Annotated in this window: 18 protein-coding genes; 13 read left to right on the top strand and 5 right to left on the bottom strand. The window is 39.0% G+C overall.

Translation table 11 applies throughout. The features are described from left to right. Positions 1 to 4: 4 nt before the first annotated feature. From JUI58_RS08650 to JUI58_RS08640, 3 genes are all read right to left on the bottom strand, one after another. Positions 5 to 157 carry a hypothetical protein gene (locus JUI58_RS08650; RefSeq protein ID WP_204103362.1) on the bottom strand — a complete coding sequence of 51 codons (153 nt, stop codon included), beginning with the start codon at positions 155 to 157 and terminating at the stop codon, positions 5 to 7. A gap of 65 nt (positions 158 to 222) precedes the next feature. Next, entirely contained in the window at positions 223 to 909 is a 687-nt protein-coding gene (locus tag JUI58_RS08645; protein WP_204103361.1) for a Uma2 family endonuclease, read from the bottom strand. A gap of 264 nt (positions 910 to 1173) precedes the next feature. Beyond that, complete coding sequence (locus tag JUI58_RS08640) at positions 1174 to 1605, bottom strand: hypothetical protein (protein ID WP_204103360.1); 432 nt, start codon at positions 1603 to 1605, stop codon at positions 1174 to 1176. Between the two features lie 155 nt (positions 1606 to 1760). On the opposite strand from JUI58_RS08640, the gene JUI58_RS08635 reads away from it, so the two are divergent. Beyond that, entirely contained in the window at positions 1761 to 2018 is a 258-nt protein-coding gene (locus JUI58_RS08635) for a hypothetical protein (protein ID WP_204103359.1), read from the top strand. A 70-nt stretch (positions 2019 to 2088) separates the two neighbouring features. Here the strand turns inward: JUI58_RS08635 and JUI58_RS08630 are convergent, their stop codons facing one another. Both JUI58_RS08630 and JUI58_RS08625 read right to left on the bottom strand, forming a co-directional pair. Then, positions 2089 to 5313, bottom strand: coding sequence for an efflux RND transporter permease subunit (locus JUI58_RS08630; RefSeq protein ID WP_204103358.1), 3225 nt, complete (start codon positions 5311 to 5313; stop codon positions 2089 to 2091). A 69-nt stretch (positions 5314 to 5382) separates the two neighbouring features. Continuing rightward, the gene (locus tag JUI58_RS08625; RefSeq protein ID WP_204103357.1) at positions 5383 to 5886 is read right to left on the bottom strand and encodes a DUF29 family protein; all 504 of its coding nucleotides are present in this window, start codon (positions 5884 to 5886) and stop codon (positions 5383 to 5385) included. Between the two features lie 188 nt (positions 5887 to 6074). On the opposite strand from JUI58_RS08625, the gene ftsZ reads away from it, so the two are divergent. The 12 genes from ftsZ to JUI58_RS08565 all read left to right on the top strand — a co-directional run bounded on the left by ftsZ (position 6075) and on the right by JUI58_RS08565 (position 19053). Then, positions 6075 to 7364: a cell division protein FtsZ gene (gene ftsZ / locus JUI58_RS08620; RefSeq protein ID WP_348539865.1), complete on the top strand. Its 1290-nt coding sequence runs from the start codon at positions 6075 to 6077 to the stop codon at positions 7362 to 7364. A gap of 301 nt (positions 7365 to 7665) precedes the next feature. Continuing rightward, positions 7666 to 8247 (top strand): hypothetical protein, encoded by a 582-nt coding sequence (locus JUI58_RS08615; RefSeq protein WP_204103356.1) that lies wholly within the window; start codon positions 7666 to 7668, stop codon positions 8245 to 8247. Positions 8248 to 8282: 35 nt separating this feature from the next. Further along, a complete protein-coding gene (locus tag JUI58_RS08610; protein WP_204103355.1) occupies positions 8283 to 9572 on the top strand; it encodes a polysaccharide ABC transporter ATP-binding protein in 1290 nt (429 codons plus the stop codon). Positions 9573 to 9578: 6 nt separating this feature from the next. Beyond that, positions 9579 to 10433, top strand: a complete 855-nt coding sequence (locus tag JUI58_RS08605; RefSeq protein ID WP_204103354.1) for a class I SAM-dependent methyltransferase — start codon at positions 9579 to 9581, stop codon at positions 10431 to 10433. A 9-nt stretch (positions 10434 to 10442) separates the two neighbouring features. After that, positions 10443 to 11537: a glycosyltransferase family 1 protein gene (locus JUI58_RS08600; RefSeq protein ID WP_204103353.1), complete on the top strand. Its 1095-nt coding sequence runs from the start codon at positions 10443 to 10445 to the stop codon at positions 11535 to 11537. 12 nt (positions 11538 to 11549) lie between these two features. Continuing rightward, a complete protein-coding gene (locus tag JUI58_RS08595; RefSeq protein ID WP_204103352.1) occupies positions 11550 to 12614 on the top strand; it encodes a glycosyltransferase family 2 protein in 1065 nt (354 codons plus the stop codon). Then, positions 12607 to 13443, top strand: a complete 837-nt coding sequence (locus JUI58_RS08590) for a hypothetical protein (protein WP_204103351.1) — start codon at positions 12607 to 12609, stop codon at positions 13441 to 13443. Before JUI58_RS08595 ends, JUI58_RS08590 begins: the two co-directional genes overlap by 8 nt. Positions 13444 to 13479: 36 nt before the next feature. After that, complete coding sequence (locus JUI58_RS08585; protein WP_204103350.1) at positions 13480 to 14043, top strand: Uma2 family endonuclease; 564 nt, start codon at positions 13480 to 13482, stop codon at positions 14041 to 14043. A gap of 28 nt (positions 14044 to 14071) precedes the next feature. Next, positions 14072 to 15229: a glycosyltransferase gene (locus JUI58_RS08580; RefSeq protein ID WP_204103349.1), complete on the top strand. Its 1158-nt coding sequence runs from the start codon at positions 14072 to 14074 to the stop codon at positions 15227 to 15229. Continuing rightward, a complete protein-coding gene (locus JUI58_RS08575) occupies positions 15226 to 16077 on the top strand; it encodes a glycosyltransferase family 2 protein (RefSeq protein ID WP_204103348.1) in 852 nt (283 codons plus the stop codon). The genes JUI58_RS08580 and JUI58_RS08575 overlap by 4 nt, the downstream gene beginning before the upstream one ends. Next, positions 16074 to 17192, top strand: coding sequence for a glycosyltransferase family 4 protein (locus JUI58_RS08570; protein ID WP_204103347.1), 1119 nt, complete (start codon positions 16074 to 16076; stop codon positions 17190 to 17192). Before JUI58_RS08575 ends, JUI58_RS08570 begins: the two co-directional genes overlap by 4 nt. Before the next feature lie 22 nt (positions 17193 to 17214). Beyond that, positions 17215 to 19053, top strand: coding sequence for a hypothetical protein (locus JUI58_RS08565; protein WP_204103346.1), 1839 nt, complete (start codon positions 17215 to 17217; stop codon positions 19051 to 19053). Position 19054 lies beyond the last annotated feature (1 nt).

Raw genomic sequence — 19054 nt, 5'->3', positions numbered from 1 at the left:
TCAATTATCGATTTAGTCGCGATCGCTCGCCAATTTTCTCTTGGGAATTAGGAATGGAAAAGCGATCGCGTGTCAACGTACAGAAGTATCGATCGATTTTAGCAGGAACGACGGGAGGATGTGGCGATCGCAATGAAAATTCAGAGAATTTCAGCATTATAGCTTTTTCTCTGGAGTAGTTTTGGAGAATGTGCATTCAATGGGAATTGTAAGAAAAACCTATTATTGCTCATTTTTCCGATCGCGCACCCACTGACGAAGCGATCGCACCATTGTATTATCATCTTGCTCGGTTTCTGCTAAATCTAACCATTGTTTGATCAGGGTTGCGGGAACATCTGGAAATGTCAGAGAGCGATCGCAAGAGACATATTTTTCCGCTTTGAGTTGATAGATTTTAAATGCTTTTTTCGTATAGCGCCAAATTTCAGAAATGCCCAAATCTTGATAAATTTGAAACCGACGACTTGAAGAACTATTAATATCTACTTCGATAATGAGATCGGGAGGTGGATCGATTTCCGAATCTATCTTTTTTCCACGAACTTTAGACGCATTTTGAATATAAAACCCTGCATCTGGTTCTGCACCTCGCTGTAAATCCTCACGGTTAAGAGTTACAGAACCTACTCCACGAATAGGCATATTAAATTCTTCCGTTAACGCAATAATAATTCTTTCTAAAAGATGTTTATTAATTTCATGAATATCTGAAGGCATAATAATTTCTAATACACCGCGATCGTAAGCTAAACGAGTCGATCTCCTGTCTCCTAAATCAACTAACAAAGCCTGATAAGTTTGCCAACTTACATTGGGTAAAACTACTCTTTGAGTAATCTTCCCTTGTAAATCATTAATTCCCAAATCTTCAGTATCGTGTTGAGGTAATGCCAGCGCTTGTCTCATAAGACCTCTATTTTTCTAGAGAAGATAGACTCAATTTTAACACAATACTATCATTGTAGCGTAATGCGATCGTAGAAAAGATGAATAATAGAATCGGGTGCATCTCAAAGTTGCAAATTTACAAAATTTCCTCGAATAACTCAGATTCTAGGGAGCGAGACGCTCCCACTACAATATTTGAAATATTTCGAGAATTGAGGTAGTGCGAGCATCTTGCTCGCTATTTTTACCAAACCTCGCTATTTTTACCAAACCTCGCTATTTTTACCAAACCTCGCTATTTTTACCAAACTGAGATGCACCAATAGAATCTTTATTGCGATCGCAAAATTCTTTTAGCAAACTATCTAAACTAACATTACGAAGTTTGGCCAATTTCATTAATGCTTCCGTTCTTTCTACATCTCGATCTTCTATTTGTTCGATATATTCAATTAACTTACAATGTTCTGATTCAGTTAACTCCCCCCATTCATTTCGTTCTCGCAAATCGTCAAAATTCTCTTGATCACGCGCAGAAAGGCGACATTGAATAATTTTAATTAACTCTAGTTCTTCCGAATTCGATAGTACATTGACTGCACTCGGATTTGCTTTAGTCGATAGAGATTCAAGAAAAGCGATCGCTTCGGGCAAACTTTCTTGGGGCAAGCAATCGACTAGCTGAATAACTCTCTGGCGCATTTCTACTGTCATTGTTCCCCTCAATTTGAATGCAATACTATCATTGTAGCGCAATGCGATCGCTTTTGATTAATGGAGAAAAGAGAGGCAATGCGATCGCTCTATTGACTTGACTTGCTCACAAACTTCTAATATAATGGTGGAGTAACTCAATTATTTAAAAAAAAATGATTGCATTTGAAACAATACGCCAAGATATTGACACCTTGCCAGAAGAAGCACAAACACTTCTCATCGATTTCATTCAGTTACTCAAAAAACGTTATCCTCAACCCGAACTAAAACAGGAGAGTTCTGAAAAAAGCACCTATGAGCAATTGGAAGAAATCGGATTTATTGACTGTTGTGCTGTTGAGGAAAACTTATCTACAACTTATAAGGAAGTCTTAGCTCAAACATTAACGAAAAAATATGATAATCGCTGATACAGGATTTTGGCTAGCTCTCACCGATCCCAAAGATAGCTATAACCAAGGATGGTTTAGGAATATATCATCAAGGCTTATACAGTGAAGCAGATTGAGAGGGATGTAATAAAACATAGAAACAGGGAATAATAAACAGCGTTAACACTGTTGCAACGGATAGACCAGAAAAGACAACAATTCCCAAGGGTTGTAAAAATTCAGAACCTTCTCCTAATCCTAATGCTAAAGGAAATAATCCCAATACTGTAGTAATTGTCGTCATCAAAATGGGACGCAATCTTTGGGGTGCAGCTTTTAACATTGCCGTAGCGCGATCGCATTCGTATTCTGTGCGAATCTGATTGGCCAATTCTACCATAATAATCGCATTATTAACAACAATTCCCACTAAGAGAACTGCCCCTACTAACACTGTTGCTCCGATCGCAGTTTGCGTAATATACAATCCTAAAATACCCCCAGCTAGGGCAAGAGGAACAGTTAAAATAATCACAAAAGGATCGATTAGGGAATTATACTGAACTGCCATAACGACAAAAACCAAAAAGATTGCTAGTCCTCCTAACAATTTTAATGAGTCTTGTAATTGTTGATTACTTTCTGCTGTGGTACTGGGTAAAAAACGCACCCCTGAAGGTAACTCAACCGTATCTAAAATTGTGCTAACCTCTGCCAAAGCACCACTTAAACTTGCACCTTCATTCAAATTTCCTGCGATAATAAACACCTGACGCTGATTAATTCTTTGAATTTCTGCGGGTGCATCTCCCTCTTCTAACGTCACAACATCTTCTAAACGCACTGGGCGATTATTATTAGTAAAAAGAGGAATTTGCATTAATTGGGCAGTGCGCTGACGATATTCTTCTCCTAATTGTACCCGAATATCGATGAGGCGATCGCCCCGTTGTAGTTGCGTTGAAACTGTTCCTTGAATAGCCGTTTGAATAGTATCTCCGACATTCTCCGTATTCAGTCCTAAACTGGCTAATCTTTCCCATTGTGGAATAATGCGAACTTCAGGTTGAGGTGCATCAGCATCGGGACTAAAACGCGCTAATTTTGCATTCTCATCCAATATTTTTAAAACTTTGTCTCCGACTTGCTTTAACATTTCTTCATCACTTCCTTGGAGCATAATATCCAGATCGGCTCGAAAAATAGGAGAATTGGAGAGGATAATTCCCCGAACTCTTTCGGGAACTAAACGCAAGCGAGTATTGACCAAATTTAATCTTTGAAACTCCTTGCTGACTTTTGCAATAAATGCAGGTAGATTAGTTTCAGGTTTAACCGTAATTGTACTCGAACTTCTCAGTAAGTTAGAAATAGTCAAATTCCCAAATAAAAACCCTCCCACCGTTGTAAAAATATAGTCAGTTTCCGGCTGTTCCTTGAGAATTTGATCCGTAGCATCCATTACCTCTTTATTCGCTTCTAAAGTCGTTCCAGGAGGGAATTGAGCGATTAATTGTGCTTGTCCGGTATTAATAGGAGGCAGAATTTCCCGAGGAATTCGATCTTGCATCCACCAACTTCCTCCACCCAAGAGAAGAAAAGCTAAAAGAATGGCGAGAATGCGAAAACGAATAACTTGAGAAAGTAAGCGAGTATAGTTGATTTGCAAACCGGAAAATTGGCGGTTAAATTGGCGGAAAAACCAAAACTTGTTAATACCACTTTTGGCAGGAATAGCGAGTAAACGAGAAGCTAACATCGGAACGAGAGTTAGGGCTAAAAGCAAAGAGGCTGCAACGGCAAAACTAATGGTTAAAATTAATTCATTAAAGAGGAGAGAAATAAATCCACCAATCAGTAAAAAAGGTAAAACTGCCACTAAATTAGTTAAAGTTGAAGCAATTAAAGCAGATTCTACTTGTTGTGCCTTAACTTGTGCCATTTCAATTACATCTGGCGAAGAAATATAAATATTTCTTTCTCTTTCTTCATCTATCCCTAAGCCATCGGCAATATTTTCTAACATGACAATGGAATTATCAACAACAATCCCCACTCCTAATGCTAATCCTCCCAAACTAAAGACATTAATTGATAAACCAAAGAGTTTCATTAAAACAATGGCTGTAAGGGTTGCTAGGGGAATTGCAGCAACGATAATTAAAGTTTGCCTGAGAGATCCTAAAAAGACAAATACTGCGATCGCGGCCAAAATTGTCCCCGTTAATCCCGCTTGGACGACATTACGAATAGAATTTTGAATAAAGCGAGATTCATCTAAAGTTGTAATCATTTCCATTTCTGCTGGAATGACTCCCGCTTCTTGTAAGAATTTAATACGATTCTTAACATTTTTAACGACTTCAATTGTGTTAGCATCCGGTTGTTTTTGGATGCTCACTTTAACGGCTGGTTTTCCGTTTAAGGTGACAAAAACTCGTCGATCTTCACTGCCATCAATAATTTCAGCAACATCGCGTAAATAAATGCGTCGCTGTCCTAAAATTGTATCGGAATTATTCTCAATTTCTAAGGATAAATCTCGCAGTTCTTGAATACTGTGAAACCGTCCTACTGTCCGCGTTAAAGGTTCTCCTGCTTCTCCTTCTAACCGTCCTCCAGCAATGTCTTGATTGCGTTCTTGTAGCGCATCTAAAACATTTTGTAAACTCACCCCCAGGGCTTGTAAACGGTTGAGATCGATATTGATGCGAATTTCTTCTTGCAGTCCTCCCGAAACATCGACTCCCGAAACTCCTGGAATAATTCCTAATTCTCGGCTGAATTCTTCATCGGCGAAAGTTCTTAATTCGACATCTGATAAAAGGGAAGATTCTAGGGCAAATTCATAAATGGGAAGTTGAGAAGGGTCAAATTTGAATAAGCGCGGTTCTTCAATAATATCAGGAAGGCGATCGCGGGCGCGGTTGAGGGTTGCTGTCGCATCATTTAAAGCCTGGTCGATATCCCCTCCCGGTTCAAAAAAAAGGTCGATACTGATGCGACCTTCGCGAGTTTGAGAAAAGATTTGTACGACCCCTTCCGTGGCGCTGAGAGCCTCTTCTAAGGGCTTTGTGACCTCCTCTACGGCCACTTGGGGAGAGATACCTGCTGCGTCCGCACGCAAGCCAATGCGAGGATAAGTTATGGCCGGAAGGAGATCGACTTGTAAGCGAGAGATGAAGAAAAGACCGATCACAATTAAGGCGATCGCCAGCATCAAAGTGCCAATATGACGGCGAATGGCGATCGCGCTGATGGATGCCCCCAAAACTTTTTTGCGCGAGGGTTTAAGGGAAGAGGGAATAAATTTAGAGGGAGATTCGTCCAACATGGTAATTTACCTGATTTTTAATTCTAAGTTATCGCTCTAAAGCAAGTTGAACTAATGTGATTTATAATTCTAATTTTTCCATTTTTCCCCTCCTGGTAATTTCCCCAACTCTTGATTAATTGCATCTTTAATATTCTCTTGATTGTAAGTCAACAAAATCAAAGATTTGGCCACAGTAAATATTAAAGGTTGAGATATCATTTCAGATAATTGTTCCGGATCGTAAATCCCCTCAGATATTTCTAAACTTGCTCGATCTATCGCCGTGTCAAAAACATCATCTAAAAGCTCATTCCACTCCTCGTATTTGAGATAATATGATTTCCGATTATCCCTTAAATTTATTTTTTTGATTTGCATCGTGGACTCTCGAATCGATACAGCCCAAGAATTTGTTAAACGCTGCTCAACCTGATTTTTGATTAAATGTATTAAGATTTTCGTCAAATATGATTCCAGATTCAGAACGATTGATTTTCGCGACATAAACTCCAGATCGTCAACAATGACTAAAGCCTCGTCATAACGACCCTCTAAAATTGCCGTTCTTAAATCCACTAATTCTTGAGTCATTGTGAAAAAACTCTGATCTAGCCAGTATTATACTTCAGAATCGCAACATCACCAGTACCCTTTAATCCTCAGACCATATATTTTAGAGGGGTAGAGAAGCACCTCCACCGCCGCGATCGCCCGACAGGATTGCCCCTTTTTCCCTCCCTTTTAACAAAAAATCTGAAAATTGCGATCTGTCTCTGGCGATATTCGGTAAACTAAGGCTTACTATAAAGACAGTATCCATCCAATTCACTCACCGTTCCGTAATCGTGGCGAGCAACTTACCTTTTAATCATATCGGGACATCTCTTCCCCCCAGCAACGACTATTTAAGCCTTCCTCAAGAAACCCCAGGGAGAAATAACATCGTGCCGAGCAATGCAGCAAAAATCAAAGTGATTGGCGTAGGCGGCGGCGGGTGCAATGCCGTCAAGCGCATGATCGATAGTGGAATTAGCGGCATAGAATTTTGGACAATTAACACCGATGCCCAAGCCCTCGAACTTACTCCCGCCGAAAATCGCTTACAAATCGGGCAGAAATTGACCCGAGGACTCGGGGCGGGCGGAAACCCGGCGATCGGTCAAAAAGCTGCGGAGGAGTCTCGCGACGAAATTGCTAGCGCCCTCGAAGGAACCGATCTGGTCTTCATCACCTCGGGCATGGGGGGCGGTACGGGAACTGGAGCTTCTCCCATTGTGGCCGAAACGGCTAAAGAATTAGGGTGTTTAACGGTTGGTATTGTTACCCGGCCTTTCACTTTTGAAGGTCGTCGCCGCATGAACCAAGCCGAGGAAGGTATTGCTGGGCTGCAAAGCTGTGTTGATACCCTTATTGTTATTCCTAATAACAAACTCCTTTCCGTCATTTCTGCGGAAATTCCTGTTCAACAAGCCTTCATTATTGCCGATGATATTCTGCGGCAAGGGGTACAGGGAATCTCCGATATTATTGTCATCCCTGGGCTGGTGAATGTGGATTTTGCCGATGTGCGGGCGGTGATGGCAGATGCGGGATCGGCATTGATGGGTATTGGTGAGGGAACGGGCAAATCTCGCGCCCGAGAAGCTGCTCAAATGGCGATTTCTTCCCCTCTCCTAGAATCTTCCATCGAAGGGGCCAAAGGGGTCGTCTTTAACATTACGGGAGGTCCCGATCTCACCCTCCACGAGGTCAATATTGCCGCCGAAACCATTTATGAAGTCGTCGATCCCGATGCCAATATTATTTTTGGTGCCGTGATCGATGACACGATGGAAGGAGAAATTAAAATTACCGCGATCGCCACGGGATTCTCGGGCAGTGCTACTGGGGCTTCTCCCTCCCTTTATGCCCCCGCAACGGCGCAGAAATCCCGTCGTCCGGCTCCCCCCTCCAACACGATGCAGCCCCGTCCCGCACCGCCTTCTCCTCCCATTCCTAGCCCCCAAGACTTGGGCAATGGTTTGGATATCCCCGATTTTCTCCAACGTCGTCGCTTTCCTCGGAAATAATGCGGAGAGGGAGGGAATAGAAAACAGGTTAAAGACGATGTTTCCTCTACCTTAAAGTTCCCTCTAGGAATGGTGCGGGAACGGTTTCTGCGATGTCTTTTTTACCTTGCTGCAATCTGCTAACGGTTAAATCAAAAAAGTTGATCTTAAAATCAAAAATTAAGGTTTTGTAGCAATAACTTTAGCAATCCAAAGGATTGATTTATGATGAATATTTGGCAGCTTTATCTCCGGTTTTTCTCCCTCTCACCCCGACAATAACGCTGAATTGTTGCCTTATTGATGTTATTGCAAAGCGAGAATGTTTAAATATCAACAAGAAAATCAGAAAGATCAGGACAATGGGAAAGCAACTGAAGGGAAGCAAAACTATCGCCCTGCGGTTCCCATTAGCGTCTATCGAGAATTGGCGAAAGAACTACAGACAACAAAAAGCGAACTAGAGGCGGTAAAGGTACAAAATCATCAGTTAACCAATGATAACAAACTGATGCGACAGGAGTTGGCTAAAATTACCCAATGCGTGCAAGCATTTCAACAAGTACAGGGTAACGCTAACGAAGCCAATCCTTCTGTTTTAAGGTTAGAGAAAGCCGCGATCGCGGATTTTCCTTCAGAAGGAAAACCCGCACCCCCTCCTCCTTTAAATTCTCCTCTCTCTCCCGAGCCTGCTTTTGAAGATATGGATCGGGATGAAGAGTATGTGATCGAGGTAGAAGAGCCTTCTAAAAACCGTCGTTTGAGCCTTCTCGATAGTTCTGGAGATATTAGCGGCTGGTTATTGGCGATCGCGATCGCTTTAATGGTTCTGACGGCATTTAGTGCAGGTTTTCTGTTCTTGCGTCCCTGGTTGATGAATAATAGTAACAGTAACGGCTCTTAAGAAACGCGATCGCCGTTAAAACAGAATAATTGCTTATGTCTCAGTTTGCCATTAAAACCGAAAACCTAGGAAAAAAGTATATCATCGGCCATCAACAACAGGATAGTCACTTATTGCGCTATGCGATCGCCAATCAAATCAAAAATTGGCAACGACAGTTATTTACAGGTAAAAATAAACACAGAAATCAAGAGGAATTTTGGGCATTAAAAGATATTTCTTTTCAAGTTAAACAAGGCGATCGCGTCGGCATTATTGGACGGAATGGAGCGGGAAAATCAACCTTACTCAAACTTCTCGGTCGCATTACTGCACCAACAACTGGACGTATTCACTTACAAGGAAGAGTTGCCAGTTTATTAGAAGTGGGAACAGGTTTTCACCCCGAATTAACGGGAAGAGAAAATATTTATCTCAACGGTTCAATTTTGGGGATGAGCAAGTTTGAAATTAGAAAACAGTTCGATGAAATTGTTGCTTTTGCGGAGATCGAACGCTTTTTAGATACTCCCGTAAAACGCTATTCTTCAGGAATGTACGTGCGTCTTGCCTTTGCCATTGCTGCACATCTCGCACCAGAAATCTTAGTCATTGATGAAGTTTTAGCCGTAGGAGATGTTAAATTTCAAAAGAAATGTTTGGGAAAAATGGAATCCGTGACGGAAGAAGGCAGAACAGTGCTTTTTGTCAGCCATAATATGACCACGATCAAAAATTTGTGCAATCGCGGAATTTTGTTACAAGACGGTCAAATTAAAGCTCAAGGAGATGCTAAAAAAGTAGTTGATACCTATCTTAGCGATCTACAACAACAAGCAGTTTCAATTCAACTACGCGATCGCAGCGATCGTCAGGGAAGCGGTGATGTATTGGCAACTTCCATTCGTTTTGGAACTCAAAGCAATCTCTCTAGCGGTTATTGGATAACCGGAGAAGATGCAACTTTAAACATTAATTATGAATGCCAAGAAAATAAACTATATCAAAATATAGAAGTTGTGGTAAGAATCAATTACCTCGATCTTTCTCCCTTTCTTTATTTAGGTACGAATATTGTGCGTAAAGATATAGAATCCGTGCAAGGATCGGGATGTTTTCGCTGTCAAATTCTCAATCTTCCCATTGAGATGGGATGTTATTCGATCTCCATAGGCATTAAACTCGATGCAGCGATCGTTGATTGGGTAGAAGCAGCAGCTTTTGTTGAAGTTCGCGAGGGAGACTATTATCAAAGTGGGAGAATGCAAACTTGTGCTGGTTTTCTCTGTAATTATTCATGGACTCATCTTGTTGGAAATCAAGAAAAAGCCAATTATCTGAGGTAAATGACAATGTTTCAATATTCTTATGAAGAATCGGTTCAATGGTTTCGCGTACAACCGGAACATACCGAGTTGGTCAAATTCTCTTATTTAGATGAAGATAATCTTGCAGCAGCACAACGTTTCTCTGAAAGTGAAGAATTTCAAGCAACAATTGAACTGCTGGATATTGAGAATAAGGGACAAGTATTAAAAATTCTCGATCTTGGTTGTGGTAATGGTATTGCTTCTTATGCTTTTGCAAGTTTGGGTCATGAAATTACTGCGATCGATCCCGATCCAAGTTTTGATGTAGGATTGGGAGCAACAAATCGCCTAGCATCAGAAGTCGAGATAGGTAAAATTACAACACAGCAAGCTGGTGCAGAATCTTTACCCTTTGCTGATGCAACATTCGATATTGTTTATGCACGCCAAGCCTTGCACCATTTTAGCGATTTAACGAAAGGATTACAAGAAGCAGCAAGAGTTTTAAAAACGGGAGGATTTTTTTTAGCAACCCGAGAACACGTTGTTAGCAATATGCAACAACGAAAAGACTTTTTAAGCAATCATGTTTTACATCGATTGCATGGTCAAGAAAATGCTTATTTGGTTGAAGATTATCTCGGTGCATTGCAGATTTCTGGACTTAAAATTAGTCGAATTTTTGGACATTTTGATACCGTTATCAATCATTATCCGACAACAAATGCAGAAATTAAAGATTGGTTATATTCGGGTTTTTCTAAATATTTGGGAAAATCTTTAGCTTCTATTCTCAGTCAGATTTCATTTCTTGAAATAGCCTATCGTCGTCGTTTATCGGGATCTTGTGATTTTCCCGGTCGTCTCTATTCTTTTTTGTGTACAAAACCCCAGTAATTGATTATAATGCGGATTCTCTACGATGGTAGCATCTATAAAATGCAAGTAACGGGAGGAGTCAATCGTTACTTTCAGAATTTGATTCAACGATTACCCGATTGCTATACTCCTATTTTAACAACAACAGGAATTAGCCATATAGGTTGTCCGCAACACTCTAATTTAAAGCTGAAATGTTATCATCGTTTCGGATTACATCCAGGACGAATTTCCTATTTTATCGAACCTTATTATTTTAGATGGATTGAAGGGAAGGTTCATCCTGATCTTTGGCATCCAACCTATTATAATCTTTTAAATCAGAGAGAGATATCGCAGATTTCTCGACCGATTGTTATTACTGTTCACGATACAATTCATGAAATTTTTGCCGATCGCTTAGATCCTGAAGGAATACAGGCACAAATTAAAGATAAAGCAATTGCAGCCGCAGATACAATTTTATGCGTTTCTGAAAATACCCATCAAGATTTATTAAAATACTATCCCCATGCGGAAGGAAAAGTAAAAGTTACATATTTAGCATCAGAACTTCATCAAAGTTTAGTTCTTGGCGATCGCACTCTGATTGAACAGCCTTATTTTTTATATGTTGGTAGTCGTTGGTTTTATAAAAATGTCGAAACTCTCTTAAAAGCATTTAAGAAAGTCATTTCCGTTTATAAAGATATTAAACTTTGTTTAGTTAGTTCAGCATTCAGCGAACAAGAAAAAAGGGAACTTACAGAATTAAATTTAACTGATTATCTTATTCTTTACGATCACATTGACGATCGCACTCTTGCCCAACTATATCATAAAAGTATTGCTTTAGTTTATCCTTCTCTTTATGAGGGATTCGGTTTACCTCCTCTGGAAGCAATGTCCTGTGGAACTGTTGCGATCGCATCCAATGTTTCTAGTATTCCCGAAATCGTGGGAGATGCTGCCTTATTATTTAAGCCAACATCGGTTGATGAGTTAGCTGACTCTATGATATTTTTGTTAGAGAATCCTTTAGAACGGGAGCGTTTAATTGAGAAAGGGAAACAACAAGTAAAGTTATTTAGCTGGGAAAAAACTGTTAATCAAACAATTAATACTTATCAATCTCTTCTTTAATCTCTTCTCTTTATGGCGATTATAAAAACAGTATTAACCTCAAAAAACTTACCTCCTTCACCGTCAAATAAAACAGGATGGTGCTGGACAGAACAAAGCCAAATCTTACCTCTGATTTCAGCAGATCGAGTAGAATATCCTCTCATTACTATTATCACTCCCAGTTACAATCAAGCAGAGTTTTTAGAAGAAACAATTCGTTCCGTTCTTTTACAAAGTTATCCAAATTTAGAATATATTATTATTGATGGAGGAAGTACCGATGGGAGTGTAGAAATTATTCGTAAATACGAACCTTATTTAGCTTATTGGGTGAGTGAAAGCGATCGCGGACAATCCGATGCACTCAATAAGGGTTTTAAACGTGCTACAGGTGATTTAATTGGCTGGCAAAACTCTGACGATACCTATCAGCCTCATGCTTTTGAATATGCGGCTAAAACTTATCTTTCTCATCCAGAAGTTGATGTTATTTATGGGTTAGTTAAGCATATCGATCGCGAGAGTCAATTCATCGCAGACTATCCCGTACAACCTGCTACAATTAAGAATATGATTCCCTATTCTGCGGTGACAAATCATTCGGTTTTTTATACTGCTAAGATTTTTCAGGAAGAGAATTTTATTGATATTAATTTAAAACATTGTATGGATCAAGAATTTATTCTCAGATTATTACTTAAACAATATAAGTTTATTTTTGAGCCTAAAATTATTGCCAATTGGCGGCTTTATGACTTGACAAAATCCTCCCAACAGATGGATATTTGGGCAATAGAAGCCTTTCAGTTATGCCAACAAGTTTATTTTGATAAAACTTGCGATCGCGAGATTCGCGATAAAGCAAAAAGCTGTCTTTATGGACTATGTTTAGATAATTTTGCCAAAGGACGGGCTAAAATTTTTCGTCAAACAGTAGGAGAACTTGTTAAAATGTTTGGAATTCAATCTGTTATCAGTGGAATCGGTTTAAAATATGGATTATCTTGGGTAGGTGAAGAGAATTTAAAGAAATTAATTACAATAAAAGAACAAGTTCGTTCACAAATTTATTCTCAGATAAAATCAAATGGTTAACATTGGTTATCGTCTCGCAAGATTACAAGGAAAAATTACGCGATCGCTTTATCAGAAACAAATGCGTCGAATTATTCGCCGTCCTATTCAACAAGAAAAACGAATCGAAGTCGCTATTTATTCCCTATCCTGTCCCAGAGACTTACCCGAACAAATTGCCAGCATTTGTAGCTTTTTAAATTATGCAGGAATTCCAGAACAATTTACTGTCATTTCTGATGGTTATTCAGATCGAGAATGCCAATTACTGAAAAGTATACATCCTTGTATTATCGTCATTTCTTTATCTGAATTTACGCGAGGATTACCTCAAAAAGTTTATGAATATGCAGCTATTAATCCAATGGGGAAAAAACTAGCGGCAATTTTATCGATTCCTTGCGATCGCGTTTCAATTTATACAGATTCAGATATTCTCTTCTTCCCTCAAGCAAAAGAACTGGAAAGTTTAATCCAAACTGCCGATCCTCACTCTTATTATTTACCAGATATCGATCCTGCTTTTGATTTACGCATTCTCCAAGAATCAGAACGCGAAAATCCCATCAACGGTGGTTTTATTATATTTAAGAAAAAAGTGAATTGGGACTTTGCAATGGAACGATTTTTGAATCTTCAAGAACCTCCTAATTATTTTACAGAACAAACTATGATGCACTTAACCTTACATCGAGAAAAGTCAAAACCATTACCAAAAGATCGGTATATTATGAGTCGAGATGATGAATTTATATTTCGCGATCGCTATGCAACAGAGAAAACTGTATTAAGGCATTATGTCACCCCAGTTCGCCACAAATTTTGGTGCAATCCTCAATATTTAGTTTAAAATAAGTCTAGAGAGTTTATTTTCCCACTTTGAAAAATGACCGCAACACAAATTCGCTTATGGACGGTTGAAGAATACCATCAGATGATAGAAGCAGGTATTCTGACAGAAGATGATAAAGTAGAACTTTTGGAGGGTCGTATTGTCCAAATGTCACCTCAAGGTACTTTCCATGCTGGAACAACACAACGAAGCGATGAATACTTGAAAAATAGATTGCGAGGTCTTGCTTCAGTCCGTATTCAACTCCCCATTACCCTAACCACATCCGAACCCGAACCCGATCTTGCAATTGTTCGCATTGATCCTAATTTCTACTGCGATCGCCACCCTCATCCAGAAGATATTTTCCTTCTCATTGAAATTGCTTTCACAACATTTCATAAAGATTATCAGGAAAAAGCACCAATTTATGCAAGAGGAAATATTCCCGAATATTGGTTATTAAATGTTAGCGAAAATCGAGCTTATATTTTCCGCGATCCGAGTCCATCTGGCTATCAATCCGAACAACAATTGAATACAACAGAAACTATTGTACCTCTCGCTTTTCCCGATTTAGAAGTTTCTTTATCTCAATTGTTTCCTCCTCAAAGATAGAATAATAATCAAATAAATTATCTAAAAAATGAGAATCTTATTAATGATTCACATTCCTTTAAAGCGAAATTTAGGCGCATCTCGAGTACAATTAGAACTCGCCGAAGAATGGCAAAAAGAAGGACATATTATTGAAAAATTCGATCTAGAAGATGCTTTTCCTCAGCAAAATCCTTCACTTTTGGCAACTTTAACCCGATCGCATTTTTCTCAAAAAGCGATCGCCTATATTCGAGAAAATAGCCATCGTTTTGATATCATCGACGCACATCAAGGAAACTTGCCTATTTCTAAAACAGCCTTGGGTTTTTCCGGTTTATTAGTGACTCGTTCTGTGGGACTTTATCCATTATACGAACAATTTAATCGCACTAAAATTGCCCAACTTCCCACAACAAACTTGAAAACTAAAATTGTTCATAAATTGTTAAAATGGCGCGATCGCAAAGAACTCGATTATTGTTTTCGCACTTACGAAACCTGCGATCTAATTAACCTTCCCAATAGTGACGAAAAACAATATCTCGAACAAACTAAAAAATTGGGCAAAAAATGTGCTGTTTTCCCTTTTGGTCTTTCCCAATCTCGACAAGAAACACTCACTCAAATTGTTAACGCTAAAACCTCTTATACACTCCCTCCTCAAATTGTTTTTATCGGTACATGGTGTCCTCGTAAGGGTTCAAAAGATTGGCAATCAATTGTACAAAAAGTTCGTAACAGTATTCCCAAGGTTCGTTTTCTGTTCTTGGGTACAGGAGTAGGAAGTAAAAAAATTATTGCAGACTTACAATTATCGAGAGAAGATGGAATTAAAATTATTCCCAGTTACCATAGCGACGATCTTCCTGAATTATTGAAAAATGCAACCATTGGGGCATTTCCCAGTTATATTGAAGGCTTTGGTTTTGCTGTCTTAGAAAAACTTGCGGCTGGACTTCCCACAGTTGCTTATGATGTTCCGGGTCCTCGCGAAATGTTGCACCATTTGGAAATATCTCTCATGGTAAAAGCAGGAGATATAGACGCATTTAGCAACAAATTAATTGAACTTTTACAACTGTCTAAAGACGATCGCGATCGCCTGTCCCGAGAATGCGTAAAAATTGCCAAACGCTTTTCTTGGCGTAAAATAGCGAAGGATACTCTCAATGTTTATCAAGAGAGTTTGCAAAAATTGCCATGAAACCTTCAGAAATTCGCTTAAGTATTGCACTTCTCACCCGCAACCGTCCCGACTCCTTAAATCGTTGTTTACAAAGCCTACGATCGCAAAATAGACAGCCCTTTGAAGTTGTTATTTCCGATGATTCGGATCCACAATGGACAAATGCGATAAAAGAGGTAGCCGATCGCTGGGATTGTCGCTATATTAAAGGTAGTCAACGGGGATTATATGCTAACAGAAACCATGCCGCTTTAGCCTGTCATGGGACTCACATCCGCACAATGGATGACGATCATATCCTTCCTCCCGGTCATTTGCAACAGTGTTTAGACGCGATCGCCATCGATCCCCAAGCCATTTGGACAACAGGAGAATTGGGATTTATTGATGGTAAATTTTACAAAAAAGTTGCAGTGGCTAATCAACTTTCTGCCTCGGGGACAGGAATTGGCATTACCAACCCCGATAATAATTGGGGTATTGCTGATGGTTCCACAATTTATCCTCGCTTGATTTACGATCGCGGATTTCGCGCGATCGAAGAGTATAATTATGGTGAAAGTTATCTTGAATTTGGGGCATATTTGTATATGAATGGTTTTCACAGTCGCTGTATTTCGGGTGCCTATATAGAACATTATGCAGAATCGGAAACAATTACCCGCCGTCCTGTTAGTATGTATGAAAGTCGCCTTTATTCTAGTATCTGTTATAATCTCTATTTGCAAAGAAACTATTGCAAATTTCTTCGTTATTTAGCCTCTTATTCTTTCTATTTAGGCAAACACAAAAATCTCCTATTTTATCTTCCAGATATCTTAGCAAAAGTGCGATCGCGATGGGAAAAATCCACAACAAACCTATGAAAATTCTCTCAATTAGTAACTGTCCTCTTGTCGAGTCCCAAGGTTCGGGATATGTAACTGTTAATTTTTGTAAAGGTTTGAGTCAATTAGGCCATAAAGTTGATAGTTTTGGGCCAGACTCTTATGAACCTTTGCAATTTATGCGAGGAAGAGCTAATAATTATCGTATTGCTTTAGGAATGCTGGGATTTACCCTCCAACAAATTCGCCAAAAAGATTATGATATTATTGAGTTTTATGGTGGAGATTCCTGGCTAACTGTAATTTTTTTGAACTATTTCTGGAAAAATAAATATCTTCTCATTAGTCATTCTAACGGTATAGAAACACACTTTAATAAAATAATGAAACAATATGAGAAAACTTTAAATACAAACCAAAAATGGTATCAACTCGATCAAAGTTTCTTGTTTAAAAATGCTTTTAAATTTGTAGATGGGATCGTTACTCAATCTGATTTCGATCGCGATTATGCCCTTCAACAAGGCTATGGGGACAAACAACATATCCTGACAATTCCTTCAGGGTTATCGGATGATTACTTGAATTTAGATGTCAATTTTGAGCGATCGCCAATTTTAGGATATTGTGGTTCTTGGATTGCTCGTAAAGGCATCAAAATTATTCAACAAGATATCCCGCAAATATTGTCCGAATTTCCTCAATGTCAGTTCAAAATAATTGGAGTTGGCAAAGACTTCAAAAAGAAAGATTATTTTCCAGTCGAAATCTGCGATCGCATTGAAGTGATTCCTTTTATTGAAAGTAAAAAAGAACTCGCTAAAGTCTATCAATCTATTTCAATTATGCTTGTTCCTTCCATTTATGAGAGTTTCGGTTTGGCGATCGCAGAAGCAATGGCTTGCGGTTGTGCGGTAATTACCAGTCCCGTCGGATTTGCGGTTGGTCTTGACTCGGGAGAAGAGATAATGCTATTAGAGCCAATATCTTCTCCTTATTTGTACAATGGTGTTAAGATTTTACTCAGTAATGAAACTTTGCGGTATAATATCGCTCGAAATGGATATAAAAAAGTGCAAACATTAAGATGGAATAGAGCGCTTCAAGATATTGAAACTGCTTATACTAATTGGTTACAAGAAATAAAAAAATAACTAAGAACTAGATTTTATTAATATGCTATTTTTACTAATTATTTGGCTGAGTTTGGCATTAACTTGTTGGTTTATCGGAGTTGGTATCTTGCATCGTCTTGAGACAGAATCTTTTTGGAAACAAGGCGATCGCACAATCCTAGCGATATGGTTGGGACTATCTTTCATCGCAATTTCTCTTCTCGGTGCTTCTTTATTTGTACCGCTTTCACCAATTATAGGATTACTTATCACGATAGGATTTTTGATTATAACCTATCACCCCCAAAATACCCATCGAGAAATCAACACAATATTGGCTCATTTCTCATGGCGATGGGGGGGATTTCTCAGTTTCCTCATGCTTATTTTAGCCGCTTTTGCTTCCCAAAAAGTCATCGCTTACGATACCGGATTTTATCATTTCCCGGTAATTAAATGGCTATCTGAATACGGTGTTGTTCCTGGGCTAAGTTTAATTCACTATACTTTGGGTTATCCTTCCTCATGGTTGGCCTTAGCTGCATCATTTAATGCCTGGATATTAACCGATCGCGCGACTACAGTAACAGGAGGTTTTGCTGTTTTTTTGGCATTGGTTCAGTTCGCAATTTGCAGCATCCGAATTATCAAACAAAAACAGCAATTAAGCGATTGGTTTTTTGTTATTTCTACCTTCCTTTGTCTTCCCGTTCTTATCTGGTTTAACCTTCCAGTTTCTCCCTCCCCCGATGTTGCTGTCACAATTTTAGCAATGGTAATAACTTGGGCTATTTTAGTTTTAGCTGGTGAAAGTCCAAATCCTAAGCAAACACCCTTCGATCCTTATCTAATTCCCATTATTTTAGCCACAGCCGCCGTTACCAGTAAACTAAGTGCATTACCATTATTGTTAACTGCTGCAGTTTTTTTCAGCTTCAGTTCTTCTTTGCAATGGAAACGAATTATTGGAGGAGGAATTTTTGCGATCGTTTTACTCTTTCCTTTATTTGGTTATGCTATAACCGCAACAGGATGTCCTCTATTCCCTTCTTCTTTATTTTGTCTTGATTTTTTACCTTGGTCTCTTGGTACAGATACAGTTCAAATAATTTCTCAAATTCTCAAAGATTGTGCGAGATGGACTTGTCCTCCAACAGCACCTCCAAACTACCAAACATGGGAGTGGGTGATAAATTGGCTACAACAAGAAAAACGAGCCGTCTTTTTAATCTCTTGTTCTATCCTAGGCTTCTTTGTATTGCAAAAAAAAGAGCGAGTTCCTGGGCAAAATTATTTAATTGGATTAGGAGCGATCGGCACTATTTTTGTAATGTATGGAAGTCCTTACTTAAGAATAGGAATTACCTACTTTTTTGTAATTCCGGCTTTACTCATTGCCATCTATTGCCAGCAGCGCTCTCCTTGGCAAATCACGGGAATTTGGGTTATTGTTGGAACGGCAAATTTATGGCTTAATTTTTCACCAACTTTTGTATTATTGCTCGGTTTATCTACAATTTTTAGTATTGTTATTTGGCGATATTACCGTACAATAAAAGCACAACTTTTTTTGGGATTTTTGTTACTTCTTGTCAGTTTAGTTCCTCTTAAAACAGCTTTGATTTCTTCAGAGAACCAAATTCATTGGTTATTACCCGATCGAATTAGAACTCTCAATCCTTCTTACTTTGTTCAGCGCAAAATCAATGATATTACTTATCTTATCCCCGATCCTAATTATCGATGGGAACGATCGCCTGGTTTCTTTACCTCAGAAGATCGTTGCTGGAATGCAGAACTCCCTTGTACCTCTGAATTAATCCATCAAAATATTCGCTTACGCAATCCTGAAAAAGGACTAGCAGGAGGATTTGTGAGAATCCTTACCCCAAAAAAATAAA

Origin of the sequence: Spirulina sp. CCY15215, from assembly GCF_016888125.1 — a bacterium.
Taxonomy (GTDB): domain Bacteria; phylum Cyanobacteriota; class Cyanobacteriia; order Cyanobacteriales; family Spirulinaceae; genus CCY15215.
This window is presented reverse-complemented; position numbering and strand designations above follow the sequence as displayed.

Bases quoted from the DNA above. Each gene is read 5' to 3' on its own strand.
- JUI58_RS08605 (WP_204103354.1), top strand. From the start codon at position 9,579: ATGTTTCAATATTCTTATGAAGAATCGGTTCAATGGTTTCGCGTACAA.
- JUI58_RS08640 (WP_204103360.1), bottom strand. From the start codon at position 1,605: ATGACAGTAGAAATGCGCCAGAGAGTTATTCAGCTAGTCGATTGCTTG.
- JUI58_RS08615 (WP_204103356.1), top strand. From the start codon at position 7,666: ATGTTTAAATATCAACAAGAAAATCAGAAAGATCAGGACAATGGGAAA.
- JUI58_RS08650 (WP_204103362.1), bottom strand. From the start codon at position 157: ATGCTGAAATTCTCTGAATTTTCATTGCGATCGCCACATCCTCCCGTC.
- JUI58_RS08635 (WP_204103359.1), top strand. From the start codon at position 1,761: ATGATTGCATTTGAAACAATACGCCAAGATATTGACACCTTGCCAGAA.
- JUI58_RS08585 (WP_204103350.1), top strand. From the start codon at position 13,480: ATGACCGCAACACAAATTCGCTTATGGACGGTTGAAGAATACCATCAG.
- JUI58_RS08630 (WP_204103358.1), bottom strand. From the start codon at position 5,313: ATGTTGGACGAATCTCCCTCTAAATTTATTCCCTCTTCCCTTAAACCC.
- JUI58_RS08610 (WP_204103355.1), top strand. From the start codon at position 8,283: ATGTCTCAGTTTGCCATTAAAACCGAAAACCTAGGAAAAAAGTATATC.
- JUI58_RS08600 (WP_204103353.1), top strand. From the start codon at position 10,443: ATGCGGATTCTCTACGATGGTAGCATCTATAAAATGCAAGTAACGGGA.
- JUI58_RS08595 (WP_204103352.1), top strand. From the start codon at position 11,550: ATGGCGATTATAAAAACAGTATTAACCTCAAAAAACTTACCTCCTTCA.
- JUI58_RS08580 (WP_204103349.1), top strand. From the start codon at position 14,072: ATGAGAATCTTATTAATGATTCACATTCCTTTAAAGCGAAATTTAGGC.
- JUI58_RS08575 (WP_204103348.1), top strand. From the start codon at position 15,226: ATGAAACCTTCAGAAATTCGCTTAAGTATTGCACTTCTCACCCGCAAC.
- JUI58_RS08570 (WP_204103347.1), top strand. From the start codon at position 16,074: ATGAAAATTCTCTCAATTAGTAACTGTCCTCTTGTCGAGTCCCAAGGT.
- JUI58_RS08625 (WP_204103357.1), bottom strand. From the start codon at position 5,886: ATGACTCAAGAATTAGTGGATTTAAGAACGGCAATTTTAGAGGGTCGT.
- JUI58_RS08645 (WP_204103361.1), bottom strand. From the start codon at position 909: ATGAGACAAGCGCTGGCATTACCTCAACACGATACTGAAGATTTGGGA.
- JUI58_RS08565 (WP_204103346.1), top strand. From the start codon at position 17,215: ATGCTATTTTTACTAATTATTTGGCTGAGTTTGGCATTAACTTGTTGG.
- JUI58_RS08590 (WP_204103351.1), top strand. From the start codon at position 12,607: ATGGTTAACATTGGTTATCGTCTCGCAAGATTACAAGGAAAAATTACG.